At 57.7% G+C, this 12,034-nt stretch carries 10 protein-coding genes; 2 read left to right on the top strand and 8 right to left on the bottom strand.

Annotated features, from left to right (window positions below):
• Positions 1 to 1,092: an alkylhydroperoxidase domain protein gene (locus CDA56_RS16835; RefSeq protein WP_004850720.1), complete on the top strand. Its 1,092-nt coding sequence runs from the start codon at positions 1 to 3 to the stop codon at positions 1,090 to 1,092.
• 16 nt (positions 1,093 to 1,108) lie between these two features.
• Here CDA56_RS16835 and araJ read toward each other — a convergent pair whose 3' ends face one another.
• The 4 genes from araJ to fdnG all read right to left on the bottom strand — a co-directional run bounded on the left by araJ (position 1,109) and on the right by fdnG (position 7,197).
• Positions 1,109 to 2,260 carry an MFS transporter AraJ gene (gene araJ, locus CDA56_RS16830; RefSeq protein WP_102803941.1) on the bottom strand — a complete coding sequence of 384 codons (1,152 nt, stop codon included), beginning with the start codon at positions 2,258 to 2,260 and terminating at the stop codon, positions 1,109 to 1,111.
• A gap of 344 nt (positions 2,261 to 2,604) precedes the next feature.
• Positions 2,605 to 3,261, bottom strand: a complete 657-nt coding sequence (fdnI, locus tag CDA56_RS16820) for a formate dehydrogenase-N subunit gamma (RefSeq protein ID WP_004120645.1) — start codon at positions 3,259 to 3,261, stop codon at positions 2,605 to 2,607.
• Positions 3,254 to 4,138 carry a formate dehydrogenase subunit beta gene (gene fdxH, locus CDA56_RS16815; protein WP_014838425.1) on the bottom strand — a complete coding sequence of 295 codons (885 nt, stop codon included), beginning with the start codon at positions 4,136 to 4,138 and terminating at the stop codon, positions 3,254 to 3,256. Before fdxH ends, fdnI begins: the two co-directional genes overlap by 8 nt.
• 11 nt (positions 4,139 to 4,149) lie before the next feature.
• Positions 4,150 to 7,197 (bottom strand): formate dehydrogenase-N subunit alpha, encoded by a 3,048-nt coding sequence (gene fdnG / locus CDA56_RS16810; protein ID WP_139153608.1) that lies wholly within the window; start codon positions 7,195 to 7,197, stop codon positions 4,150 to 4,152.
• Positions 7,198 to 7,423: 226 nt separating this feature from the next.
• Between fdnG and yddG the strand changes: the two genes are divergently transcribed.
• Positions 7,424 to 8,302: an aromatic amino acid DMT transporter YddG gene (yddG, locus tag CDA56_RS16795; RefSeq protein WP_064357529.1), complete on the top strand. Its 879-nt coding sequence runs from the start codon at positions 7,424 to 7,426 to the stop codon at positions 8,300 to 8,302.
• Here yddG and benD read toward each other — a convergent pair.
• From benD to CDA56_RS16775, 4 genes are read right to left on the bottom strand one after another with little or no spacing between them, the layout of a single operon-like run.
• Entirely contained in the window at positions 8,299 to 9,072 is a 774-nt protein-coding gene (gene benD, locus CDA56_RS16790; protein WP_025108252.1) for a benzoate diol dehydrogenase BenD, read from the bottom strand. The two genes, yddG and benD, sit on opposite strands and share 4 nt — an antisense overlap.
• Before the next feature lie 9 nt (positions 9,073 to 9,081).
• Entirely contained in the window at positions 9,082 to 10,098 is a 1,017-nt protein-coding gene (benC, locus tag CDA56_RS16785) for a benzoate 1,2-dioxygenase electron transfer component BenC (protein WP_047723861.1), read from the bottom strand.
• A gap of 9 nt (positions 10,099 to 10,107) precedes the next feature.
• Positions 10,108 to 10,593 (bottom strand): benzoate 1,2-dioxygenase small subunit, encoded by a 486-nt coding sequence (gene benB / locus CDA56_RS16780; RefSeq protein ID WP_102803943.1) that lies wholly within the window; start codon positions 10,591 to 10,593, stop codon positions 10,108 to 10,110.
• Positions 10,593 to 11,975 carry a Rieske 2Fe-2S domain-containing protein gene (locus CDA56_RS16775; protein WP_046878380.1) on the bottom strand — a complete coding sequence of 461 codons (1,383 nt, stop codon included), beginning with the start codon at positions 11,973 to 11,975 and terminating at the stop codon, positions 10,593 to 10,595. Before CDA56_RS16775 ends, benB begins: the two co-directional genes overlap by 1 nt.
• Between the last annotated feature and the right edge of the window lie 59 nt (positions 11,976 to 12,034).

Below are 12,034 nucleotides of genomic sequence, written 5' to 3'. Positions count from 1 at the left end.
ATGACGCTCAGTCAGGATATATTGGCCGAACTGGCAGAAATTGCCCCCGATTCCGCCTTAGCGGCGGCGCGAGCCGTGCGCGAGGCGGCCACCCGCCATGCTCAGGGAAGTTATGAAACGCTGTTTGGTCAGCAGGATAACGACTTTCCGCTCGACGAGCGTTTTGCCGTGGCCGCGAGGGTGGCGAAGCTGCATGAGAGCGATGCGCTGGCCGCCCACTACGCCGGCTTTGGCATTGCCGACCCCACATCGCCGCGGCTGGCGCCGGCGCTGGCCTTTGCCCGGCTGTTGACCTTTACGCCCGTGGAGGCCACGCCGTCGGCGCTTGAGGCCTTAATCCGCGCCGGATGGAGCCTGCGCGGCATCGTCACCCTCGCCCAGCTTATCGCGTTTGTCAGCTTCCAGAGCCGGCTGGTCGTTGGGCTGCGCCTGCTTAACGGCAAAAATATCCACGTCGCACAAACCCCGACGGTGGCGGGATTCTGGCATACCTCGCCGCAAACCATCAGCGGTAAGAAGGCGCCGGTGCACTTCACCCGCGATGAACTGCACTGGGAGCCCTGGCTGGCGGCTAAACCGCTGGCGGAATTTACCCCCGACGAGCAGGCGCTGCTGGCGAAATTCGGCCACAGCGATTCGCCCTACTTCCGCCTGCTGGCGCGCAACCTGCCGGTGCTGGAGCAGCGTACGTTAACCGACAAAGGGATCTTTTATACTCCCGGCGGCCTGCCGCGCGCTGAGCGCGAGCTGGCGGCAACGGTGGCGAGCAAAATCAACGGCTGTATTTATTGCGCCTCGGTGCATGCGCGCAAAGCGGCACAGCTGGCTAAAGATGAAACGGCGATAGAGACGCTGCTGGCGGTGACGCCGGGAGAGCAGTTAAGCGACGGGCAGACGCCGGGATGGCAGGCGCAGATCGATTTCGCCGCCGCGATTTCCGTTACCCCTCCCGCTTTGTCCGTTGACCACCTTGCCGCCGTCGAGCAACAGGGGCTGGATACCCTCGCCCGACTGGATTTACTGCAATCGGCGGCTTTCTTTGCCTGGGCCAACCGGTTAATGCTGACCCTCGGCGAGCCGTGGCAGGAATAGCTGCCAGCGGGCTTAATCAGGCCAGACGCCGCTGATGGTGGGCATAAATCAGCAGCGAACTGAGCGCAAGAAACGAAAGCAGCGCGGCCGGTAAGGCAACGAAACGCCAGCCAGGACCGGCCGTAATCATCATCCCGCCGAATAGCGCCCCAATGGCGCTGCCGAGATTAAAGGCGATCTGGCCACCCGCCGCGCCCAGCATCTCGCCGCCCTTCGCATTTTGCAGCAGCAGAATTTGCAGCGGTGCCGACAGGGCAAACAGGGCCGCGCAGCAAATAAACGCGAGGGTTAATGCGGCGGCTTTATTCTCACCCACGAGGAACAGAAGTAATAAAGTCACGACAATCACGCCATTCGTCACGGCGGCAATACGTAACGGGCTATAACGGACGGAGACTTTACCGCTGAATAAATTCCCCAGAACCATCCCCAGCCCCGCCAGCAGCATAATGGCTATGATGGCGCTCTCACCAAAACCGGAGACGTTAATCATAAACGGCTTAATATAGCTAAACCACGCGAATACGCCGGCATTGCCGAACATCGTCGCGGCAAAAATTAACCACGGTGCGGGCGATGTTAAAAAATGAAACTGCGAGCGTAAGCGCGTCGTCGGTTTATCAAACAGCGTGGGCACCCACCAGGCGATGGCGACCAGCACGGCGATGTCAAACACCGCAATCGCCAGAAAGGTATAGCGCCAGCTAAACTGATGGCCAAGCCAGGTTCCGGCGGGAACCCCCAGCAAATTTGCGACCGTCATTCCGGCAATCATTCCCGCCACCGCGGCGGTGACCTTCCCCGGCGGCGCAATTTTCGACAGAACGATCGCCCCCACGCCAAAGAAGGCGCCGTGCGGGAAACCGGAGATCAGGCGCCCCAGCGCCAGCATCGAATAGCTGGAAGATAGCGTAAAGATGGCATTGCCGATCACGCACAGCGCCACGAGGAACAGCATCACCGATTTTAACGAAAAGCGGCTGGAGAACAGCGCCATCACCGGCGCGCCGATGACGACGCCAAGCGCATACCAGGAGATCATATTGCCCGCGGCGGGAATAGATATTCCGACGTCACGGGCAATTTCAGGTAATACGCCCATGATGCCAAATTCCGCCATTCCGAGACCAAAAGTGCCAAGCGCTAACGAAAAAATAGTCTTTTTCATACAACTAATCACTTGTTATAAAACATACCGTCGGCATTATTGTGTATTATTAAACGGCAGACCAGATAAAAACGCCGGGTGGCATATTTATCCATAAAACGGCGTGATTATTTCATAGGCTCACTGGCAGATTGATTATTCAGTTCCTGAGGTAAATATTGAATTTGAAACGTTTATGCTTTGTTCGCCGATGATGACAAACCTTAATAATAAGCTGATCAAGCGCGAAGATTTTATCTGTAACTTAAAAAGCGCCAGAGGCGAAGTTATTTCCGCCATTGACGCCCTTGTTACCAATACCTGATCCGCTCCGGCTTCAGCCAGAGCGGGTTGCTCAGTTACGCTTACTTCAGCCCTTCACAGCTCTCTTTCTTCGCTTCCTGACGCTCCACCTCGCGATACCAGCGCGGATGATGCTTCTTCGCCCAGCGGCGACTCACCTTCCCTTCGATCATGCCTTTAATCGATCCCTTCACCCAAAACGCCATATACATGTGGATCAGAATCGCATGAATAAGAATAATCGCCGAGGTCGCGTGAATCAGCAGGCTATAGCGAATAACCTGAATCGGGAAATAGTGGGCAAACCAGGGCCGCCAGATAATCACGCCGGTCACCAGCAGCACAAAAATCATGCTCATGATGGTCCAGAACATCATTTTCTGCCCCGCGTTATATTTCCCTACCCGCGCCACTTTATGCTCGTTGCCTTTCAGTACCTCAATAATGCCCTTGAGCCAGGGGATATCCTGCTTGTCGGGAATATTGTGATGGACAAAGCGCACAAACATAAACATCAGAGCCACGAAAATCAGTACCCCGAAGAACGGATGCAGAATACGCCCCATCTGCGGCGTACCGAAGGTTTCGGTCAGCCACTGCAGCGTCGGGAAGAAAAACGAGATCCCCGATAGCGCCACCAGGAAAAAGCAGATGACCACCGTCCAGTGACAGGCGCGGTCAATAAACTTCGTGCGCACAATCATTTTCGATTTACTCATCATGCTCCTCCTCATCGTCATCCGCTTCTTTATTCGGCCCAATCCCGATGTAGTGATAAATCAGCCCGGCGAAGGTGGCGATAAACCCGACCGCCGAGAGCGGCTTCAGCGCGCCTTTCCACAGGTTGATCGACGTATCGATCTGCGGCTCTTTCGGCAGGTTGTGGTACAGCTCCGGCTGGTCCGCATGATGCAGCACGTACATCACGTGGGTGCCGCCGACGCCCGGCGGGTTATACACCCCGGCATGGGGATAGCCGCGTTTCTTCAGCTTTTCCACGCGCTCGTTGGCCACTTCCAGCATCTCTTTCTTGCTGCCGAAGTGAATCGCGCCGGTTGGGCAGGTTTTCACGCAGGCCGGTTCCTGGCCGACGCTGACCCGGTCAACGCACAGGGTGCACTTATAGACCCGGTTATCCTCTTTATTGAGGCGCGGGACGTTAAAGGGGCACCCGGCGATGCAGTAGCCGCAGCCGATGCAGTTCTCCTGCTGAAAGTCGACGATGCCGTTAGCGTACTGAATAATCGCCCCGGCGGACGGGCACGCCTTCAGGCAGCCCGGGTCCTCGCAGTGCATGCAGCCGTCTTTGCGTATCAGCCACTCCAGCTTGCCGTTCTGTTCGGTTTCGCTAAAGCGCATTACCGTCCAGGATTTGGCGCTCAGATCGGCGGGGTTGTCGTACACCCCGACGCAGTGCCCAACCTCATCGCGGATATCGTTCCACTCGGAACAGGCCACCTGGCAGGCTTTACAGCCTACGCAGGAGGAGACATCGATCAGCTTCGCCACTTCCGCCTTAAAATCCCGCGCGCGCGGCGCGGGCGTGATCGGGTTGGTGGCGGAGCGTTTGATAATGTCCTGGGTTTCCATCGCCATGCATTCGCTCCTTACGCTTTCTCGATGTTGACCAGAAACGCCTTGTACTCCGGCGTTTGCGAGTTGGAATCCCCGACGTTTGGCGTCAGGGTATTGGCGATGTAACCTTTGCGGGCTACCCCTTCAAAACCCCAGTGCAGCGGGATCCCGACGGTTTCTACCTGCTGGCCGTTAACGTTGAGCGTTTGCAGACGACGCGTCACCACCGCTACCGCGCGAATAAAGCCGCGCTTGCTGCTGACCGTCACCCGATCGCCGTTGGCAATCCCCTTCGCTTTCGCCAGACCTTCGCTGATTTCGACAAACTGTTCCGGCTGCGCAATCGCATTGAGCAGCGCATGCTTGGTCCAGGTATGAAAATGCTCGGTCAGGCGATAGGTGGTGCCGACGTACGGGAATTTATCCTTCTTACCTAAACGAAGGGCATCCTCTTCATACAGGCGCACCACCGGGCTGGAGACCACGTTCGGGTGCAGCGGGTTGGTGCCAAGCGGCGTTTCCATCGGCTCGTAGTGTTCCGGGAACGGACCTTCCGCCAGCTTATTCAGGGCAAACAGGCGCCCCAGTCCTTCCGGCTGCATAATAAACGGCCCGGTTTTGCTGCCCGGCGGCGCGGTATTGAAGTCCGGAATATCGTTGCCAACCCACTTGCTGCCGTTCCACTGGATCAGCATCCGCTTCGCATCCCACGGCTTGCCGTTAATATCCGCCGACGCGCGGTTGTACAGCACGCGCCGGTTGAGCGGCCACGCCCATGCCCAGCCGAGCGTGTTGCCGAGGCCTGACGGATCGGCGTTATCGCGGTTGGCCATCTGGTTGCCCTGCTCGGTCCAGCTGCCGGTATAGATCCAGCAGGACGACGCGGTGGTACCGTCATCGCGCAGCAGCGCGAAGCTGTTCAACAGCTGGCCCTTCTTCGCCAGCGGCGCGCCGTTAGCGTCGAAGAGATCCGCCAGCGCGTAGCCGTTGTTCTCTTTCGCGACCTCTTCTGATTCCGGACGATCCGGCTGCTTGTAGTGCCACCCCATCTTCAGCAGCGGCTCGACGCCTTTGCCGCCCTCGGTGCGATACAGCTCGCGCAGACGGTGGTAAATGCCGGCCAGAATTTCGCCGTCGTTGCGCGCTTCGCCCGGCGCGTCCTGGCCTTTCCAGTGCCACTGCAGCCAGCGCCCGGAGTTGGCGATTGAACCATCCTCTTCGGCGAAGCAGGTGGACGGCAGGCGGAACACTTCGGTCTGAATCGCCGCCGGGTCAACATCGTTCGACTCGCCGTGGTTTTGCCAGAAGGTCGACGTTTCGGTTACCAGCGGGTCGATAACCACCATGTACTTCAGCTTGCTCAGGCTGCGGACCACCTTGTTTTTGTCCGGGAACGAAGCCACCGGATTGAAGCCCTGGCAGATATAGCCCGTGACGTTGCCGTTATCCATCATATTGAAATATTTGATAACGTCGTAAGACTGGTCCCATTTCGGCAGCCAGTGGAAGCCCCAGTCGTTCTCTTTTTGCGCCGCGTCGCCGTAGAACGATTTCATCAGGCTGACGAAGAACTTCGGATAGTTGCTCCAGTAGTTCACCTGTTCGGCCAGCGTCGCCTTCGGCGTATTGGCGGCGAGATAGCTTTGCAGATCCGTCTGCTGTTCCGACGGCAGCGTCAGGTAGCCCGGCAGGCTGGTTGAGAGCAGGCCTAAATCGGTTAGCCCCTGAATATTGGAGTGCCCGCGCAGCGCGTTGACGCCGCCGCCCGCCATCCCCATATTGCCGAGCAGCAGCTGAATCATCGCCATGGTACGGATGTTCTGCGCCCCGACGGTATGCTGCGTCCAGCCCAGCGCGTAAAGGAAGGTGGTGGTTCGGTCCGCCGCGCTGGTTGACGCCAGCACTTCGCACACTTTGAGGAAGTCCGCCTTTGGCGTACCGCAGATATTCTCCACCACCTCCGGCGTATAGCGCGAAACGTGCTGCTTCAGCAGGTTCCAGACGCAGCGCGGATGCTGCAGCGTCTCGTCGCGCATGGCGTAGCCGTTTTCGTCGAACTGATAGTTCCACGAAGACTTATCGTACTGACGCTTTTCGGCATCGTAGCCGCTGAACAGGCCATCTTCGAAGGCAAAATCGTCGCGCACCAGCAGGTTGGCGTTGGTGTAGTGTTTAACGTACTCGGCATTGATTTTGTTATTTTCGATCAGGTACAGCAGCACGCCGGACAGGAAGGTAATGTCCGTGCCGGAGCGAATAGGCGCATAGATATCGGCCACCGACGCCGTGCGCGTAAAGCGCGGGTCGACGACAATCAGCGTCGCATCGTTGTTGTTTTTCGCCTCCATCGCCCAGCGGAATCCCACCGGATGGGCTTCGGCGGCGTTACCGCCCATCACCACCACGACGTTAGCGTTTTTGATATCAACCCAGTGGTTGGTCATCGCACCGCGACCAAATGTTGGAGCAAGACTTGCTACCGTTGGTCCGTGTCAGACGCGCGCCTGGTTGTCTACCGCCAGCATGCCGAGGGAGCGCACAAATTTTTGCGTCAGCATGCCGGTTTCATTACTGGCCGCAGAGGCACATAACATCCCGGTGGACAGCCAGCGGTTAACCGTCACGCCCTGTTCGTTCTTTTCAATAAAATTGGCGTCGCGGTCGGCTTTCATCAGTTTGGCGATGCGGGTAAACGCGTCATCCCAGGAGATGCGCTGCCATGTATCCGAACCCGGCGCGCGGTACTGCGGATAGCGCAGGCGGTTGTCGCTATGAACATAGTCAAGCAGCCCCGCGCCTTTCGGGCACAGCGCGCCGCGGCTCACCGGATGATCCGGGTCACCTTCAATGTGGTAAATCGCTTCTTTCGCGTTTTTCGCGCCGTCGCCCAGGCTATACATTAATAGCCCGCAGCCCACGGAGCAGTATGTGCAGGTGTTGCGGATCTCTTTGGCGCGCAGCAATTTGTAATTACGCGCCTGAGCCAGGGCCATTTTGGGCGCAAAACCCAATGCAGCGGCTGTTGTTCCGGCCATACCGCCTGCGCAGATTTTAAAAAACTTTCTGCGGCTGACGTCCATTGTTCCCCTCCATGCGGGATGTTTATTCATTGCGGGAGTGGAAATTAACAGCAATAACCCTGTTTTATTTGCGTCAAATCAATGTCCTGAACCCATGACCCCTTAATAGTCAGCCACGTTGAATTTCGTTACTCCATTGGGATTAAGCGCGGAGGAAAATATCCCCCGGAAGCGAAAAAAAAGTGTTATAAAACCCGACTGCGTTTGAACCAACATCAGGTTAAATATGGAGAAGAAGAGAGCCACGCTCATTGGATTGGCCGCTATCGTCTTGTGGAGCACCATGGTCGGGCTGATTCGTGGCGTAAGCGAAGGGCTTGGTCCGGTGGGCGGCGCGGCGATGATCTACAGCCTGAGCGGCCTTTTGCTGATCTTTACCGTCGGCTTCCCGCAAATACGTCAGATCCCTCGCCCCTATTTACTGGCAGGGAGCCTGCTGTTCGTCAGCTATGAAATTTGCCTGGCGCTGTCGGTCGGATTAGCCGGTAGCCGCCAGCAGGCTATTGAAGTGGGCATGGTTAATTATCTGTGGCCCAGCCTGACGATTTTATTCGCCATTCTGTTTAACGGCCAAAAAAGCAGCTGGTTGGTTATTCCGGGATTATTTCTCGCTTTATTCGGCGTCACCTGGGTATTAGGCGGTGAGCATGGTCTGAATGTAGATGAAATTATCCGCAACGTGGTTTCCAGCCCGCTGAGCTATATTCTGGCGTTCATCGGCGCGTTTATCTGGGCGGCCTACTGCACGGTCACCGCTAAATACGCGAAGGGCAAAAACGGGATTACCCTTTTTGTTCTGCTTACCGCCCTGACCCTGTGGCTAAAGTTCCTGTTCAGCGAACAGCCGCCCATGGTCTTTAGCTGGCCGGTGATAGCCAAACTGATCGCGCTGTCCGTTGCTCTGGGATTAGGCTACGCGGCGTGGAACGTCGGGATCCTGCACGGCAACGTCAGCCTGCTGGCCGCCGCCTCCTACTTTACGCCGGTGCTCTCCTCGGCGCTGGCGGCGGCACTGCTCAGCGCCGCGCTGTCGTGGTCGTTCTGGCAGGGAGCCGGAATGGTGTGCGCCGGCTCCCTGCTTTGCTGGCAGGCGACCCGGCGCTAACCGAGATCGCCGCCGGCGACCGGCAGCGTCACGCCTGTGATATAGCTGGCCTCATCGCTGGCGAGAAACAGGATGGCATTGGCCTGCTCCGCCAGCGTACCGTAGCGATGCATCAGGCTGCTGGCCACCGTCTGATCGACCACCTGCTGATACCACGCCTGCTCCTGCGCCGACGGCAGCTCCTCATTCCGCGGCGTCCGGCGCGCAGGCGCCTCGGTGCCCCCCGGCGCCACGGCGTTAATGCGGATCCCGTTTGCGCTATATTCAAGGGCTAGCGAACGGGTCAGCGCATTAACGCCGCCTTTCGCTGCGGAATAAGGCACCCGATTCACGCCCGCCGTCGCCACCGACGAAATATTAACGATACTGCCTTTGCCCTGCTTCAGCATCCACGGTAGCGCAGCCCGACAGCCCCACAGGGTCGGAAACAGCGAGCGGCGAATCTCCTTCTCTATCTGCTCCGGCTGATATTCCGCGAACGGCCGCGCCCAAATGGTGCCGCCGACGTTGTTAATTAATACATCCAGGTGGCCAAAATGGGCCACGCCGTCGGCAAAAGCCCGCTCGGTGCTTTCCCATTGTTCAAGATCGGCTTCCAGCGCCAGCGCCTGGCTACCGGCGTCGTTCAGCGCCGCCGCCAGTTCATGAACATAGCGAGAGCGGTCAATCAACAGCAGCCGCGCGCCCTCACGCGCCGCTTGCTCTGCGGTCTGTCGGCCAATCCCCTGCGCGGCGCCGGTAATGGCCACAACTTTATGGTTAAATCGCATCGTTGCTCCTTATGCCGCCGCGCTCTGGCTGGCGATAAATTTTTCATACCAGAACCCCGACGGCGAAATTCCTCTCTCGCGCAGCGCCGTGGCTACCGCATTGACCATCGGTGGGGGCCCGCACAGATAGATATCCACATCCCCGTTGTTGAGTATTGCGTCATTAAGATGTTCGGTAACAAAACCGCGCTGTGGGCATTGGCTTTGCGCATCGGCAACCACCGGCAGCCAGCGATACGCGGGAAGCTGACAGGTAAACGCCTCAAGCTCGTCAGTTTTCACCAGATCGCCGTCGCGGGTCACGCCATAGAGCAAGGTGATGGGGCGGGTGCTGCGCTGGCTGGCCAGCGTTTGTAGCATTGATAGCAGCGGCGCTAAGCCGGTGCCCCCCGCCAGCAGTAGCAGCGGACGCTCGCCGCCGCGCAGATAAAAACTGCCCATCGGGCCGCTTAGCGTCAGACGATCGCCGGGGATGGCCCGCTGCGTCAGCCACTGACTCATCAATCCACCGGGCACGTTACGAATCAGGAAGCTCCCCTCACGCGAGCCCGGCAGGGAGCTAAACGAATAGGCGCGAACCTGCGGCGTTCCGGGAACCTGAATATTGATGTACTGACCCGCCAGGAAGTCCAGCGGTTCATCCAGCACGATTGCCAGCTCAATGGCGGTGTCAGACAGGAGATTGACCGCTTTCACCGTCGCGCCCACGCTCGCCAGCGCGGTTTTGCAGCGGGCTGCCGCCGCCGGTACATCAATGACGCAATCGCTGGTTGGCACCATCTGGCAGGTCAGCACCTGGCGCTCTGCGGCTTCCTCTTCGCTGAGCGCCTCTTCAAGAAACTCATCGCCCAGGCCATATTCGCCGCTGACGCAGCGGCACTTGCAGGTGCCGCAAACGCCGTCCGAACAATCCATCGGCAGATTGACCTGCTGACGATAGGCGGCATCGAGAACTTTCTCCCCGGCGTTACACTGAATAAAGCGGGTGATGCCGTCTTCAAAATTGAGCGCAATATTAAAGGTCATAAGTGCCTCTTAAATATGGTAAACGTCAATCACCTGACGGATGTAATCGTTATTCAGGCGCACGGTTTTACGAATGATTTGCGGTTTGCCGGCGTTCTCACTCAGCGTGCAGCAGGTCGAACCAAACCAGGTATCCGTCTGCTGATACCGGTGACAGTAGGTGACCCAGCTGTAGCGTACTTCCATGCCCTGTTCGGTTTCGCCAAGCAGTTCAACGTTGCCGATCATATGGGTGGTGCGCGGTTCCGGGGTGCTGGCCCCTGAGCGCTCGGTTTTGATGCGGTAAACCCGGTCTTCGAGGCCGTCGCGGCTCGGGTAATAGATCAGCGAAATTTCACGCTGAGGATCGCGGGTGAGCTTGTCGTCATCCCCCCAGGCGGGCATCCAGTACACCACCTGTGGACTGTAGCAGTTCAGCCACTCATCCCACAGGCGGTCGTCAAGCAGGCGGGCTTCGTAATAGAGAAACTGGCGAACCTGTTCGAGAGTGAGCATCAGACCACCTCCACGCGTTGTGTGATCGACTGCTCGTAACGCCGCTGCTCTGCTTCCAGCGCCGCCAGCATCACGTTTTGCCAGTGATGATGGTGGGCGATATACAAAGCTTCGTCTTCCGATTTCACGCCGCTCAGCAGCGGCCGCAAGCCGGCCTGCCGGGCGTGTTCGTCCGGACCATCGACCCAATGTAGCGCCCCGCGGCTGAGGTCGCTCCATGCGAGATTTTCCCCGAGATAGCCGCGCTGGCAGGCGCTGAACTCTTCCAGATCGTCAGGCGTTCCCATGCCGCTGACGTTAAAAAAGTCCTCATACTGGCGAATACGCAGCGCCCGCGCCTGGTCAGATTCGCCCTTCGGCGCAAAGCACCAGATGGTGACTTCGGTTTTATCCACCGCGATGGGGCGTATCACGCGGATCTGCGTCGAAAACTGATCCATCAGGTAGACGTTTGGATAGAGGCACAGGTTGCGCGTTTCGTTGACCATCTGCCCGGCGCGAGACTCGCCGAATTCCGCCTGCAGCCGTTCACGATGTTCGTAGACCGGCCGCACTTCCGGGTTCAGCACCCGGGTCCACAGCAGCATATGCCCATTATCAAAGCCGTAACCGCCGCCGACGCTTTTCGACCAGCCGTTTGCGTCTACCGCGTGCGTCCCTTCCGCTTCGTAGTTGCGGCGCGACATGGTGGAAGCGTAGTTCCAGTGGACCACGCTAACGTGATAGCCGTCAGCACCGTTTTCCGCCCCTAGCTTCCAGTTGCCTTCGTATACATAGCTCGACGATCCGTTAAGCACCTCCAGCCCTTCCGGCGCCTGGTCCACGATCAGGTCGATAATTTTGCAGGTTTCGCCCAGGTACGCCTCCAGCGGCTGCACATCGGCATTCAGGCTGCCGAACAGGAAGCCGCGATAGGATTGAAACCTCGGCAGCTTCTTTAAGTCGTGGGAGCCTTCATGCTTGAAAGTCTCCGGGTAACCGCCGGTACTTTCATCTTTGGCTTTTAAAAGCTTGCCGTTATTACTGAACGTCCAGCCGTGAAACGGACAGGTAAATGAACTTTTATTACCGGTTTTGCGACGACATAGCATCGCCCCGCGATGGGCGCAGCTGTTAATTAGCGCATGTAGTTCGTTCTTTTTATCGCGCGTTATTATTACCGGCTGGCGCCCAAGGGTCAGGGTGTAATAATCTCCAGGCTGCGCAATCTGGCTTTCATGAGCAAGGAACAGCCAATTCCCTTCAAAAATATGCTTCATTTCAAAATCAAATAGCTGCGGATCGGTAAATATTGAGCGATGGCAGCGATAAATATGTTTTTCACGATCAACAATTAATGCATTGTTGATTTTATCTTTTAATGTGGTGAACATTTTTTGCATGAGTCGGCCCTCCTGCATAATTCAGGAATAGAAAAACGGTGAAGTCGCAATTTCGCTTT

The organism is Klebsiella michiganensis (assembly GCF_002925905.1).
In the GTDB taxonomy this organism is placed as follows: domain Bacteria; phylum Pseudomonadota; class Gammaproteobacteria; order Enterobacterales; family Enterobacteriaceae; genus Klebsiella; species Klebsiella michiganensis.
This window is presented reverse-complemented; position numbering and strand designations above follow the sequence as displayed.